This is a genomic window from Blautia wexlerae (genome assembly GCF_013300825.1).
GTDB lineage: Bacteria > Bacillota > Clostridia > Lachnospirales > Lachnospiraceae > Blautia_A > Blautia_A wexlerae_B.
Genome location: NZ_JAAIMY010000079.1, coordinates 1 through 987, shown reverse-complemented (window position 1 = coordinate 987; position 987 = coordinate 1). Strand labels below are relative to the sequence as shown.

Below are 987 nucleotides of genomic sequence, written 5' to 3'. Positions count from 1 at the left end.
AGGATTGCACTCCATCCAACTCTCCGACTTCTTTTTCAATTTTTGCGGAACAATTCGGACAATCCAATCCTTTTAACGAATAACTCTTTGTAACATTCATAACGGTTTCTTCCTGAACTTCCACATCTGGCTCATGACTATGAACAATCGTTTCAATCTGACTGGCTATCGTATCTGCGGCTGTCTGAGTAACATTGATTGTAAGCGTCTGCTTCATCAGATTTACCACTGAGGATTGCACTCCATCCAACTCTCCGACTTCTTTTTCAATTTTTGCGGAACAATTTGGACAGTCCAACCCTTTTAATAGAAATATGCGTTTCATGATAATCTCCTTACAATTTGTTTAGTTGTTCAATTACTCAACTATAATGTTAAAAAATATTATTTCTGCCAAAGATGCTCAAATCCCTTGTCAATAATCTCTTTCACATGATCATCTGCCAGCGAGTAGTAAACTATCTGTGCTTCTTTTCGGAATTTTACCAGATTCGCTAGGCGTAATGCCTTTAACTGATGCGAAATTGCAGATTTTGTTACCCCCAGTAGCACTGCAAGATCACATACACACATCTCACTCTGTTCTAGAGCGTGTAAGATTTGTACTCTAGTTCCATCTCCAAATAGCTTAAACAAAGAAGCCAACTGGATATAATCATCTTTTAGCTGCATCTTGGATTTCACATCATTCACAATATCCTCATGAATTACATCGCAATTACAAATATAAGACGTTTTTGACATATGTTCACCTCCAAATAATAATAGTTGAACAATTAATCAACTATTATTATACTTATTTTTAAATTTATGTCAATAAGCTGATGTTAGTTCCCCATAAATTTTACAATTATAACCAGCTCTTTATTCTTTTCTTAATCTTTTTTCCCAGTATACCGTTTTGGCTTTCTTGTCATACTTCCTGTAAATCCCGATTGAGATTTCACCTGTTTTAAGAGATTTAATAACTGTTATATTTTGTTATTA

The 987-nt window shown here is 34.7% G+C and carries 2 protein-coding genes; both read right to left on the bottom strand.

Translation table 11 applies throughout. The features are described from left to right. The coding region (locus G4417_RS16465) for a cation transporter (RefSeq protein WP_173684236.1) at window positions 1-325 on the bottom strand (325 nt) is incomplete at its 3' end. 59 nt (window positions 326-384) lie between these two features. After that, window positions 385-744 (bottom strand): ArsR/SmtB family transcription factor, encoded by a 360-nt coding sequence (locus G4417_RS16460; protein WP_005608558.1) that lies wholly within the window; start codon window positions 742-744, stop codon window positions 385-387. Between the last annotated feature and the right edge of the window lie 243 nt (window positions 745-987).

Coding starts and splice junctions, on each gene's coding strand:
- G4417_RS16460 (WP_005608558.1), bottom strand. CDS start 744: ATGTCAAAAACGTCTTATATTTGTAATTGCGATGTAATTCATGAGGAT.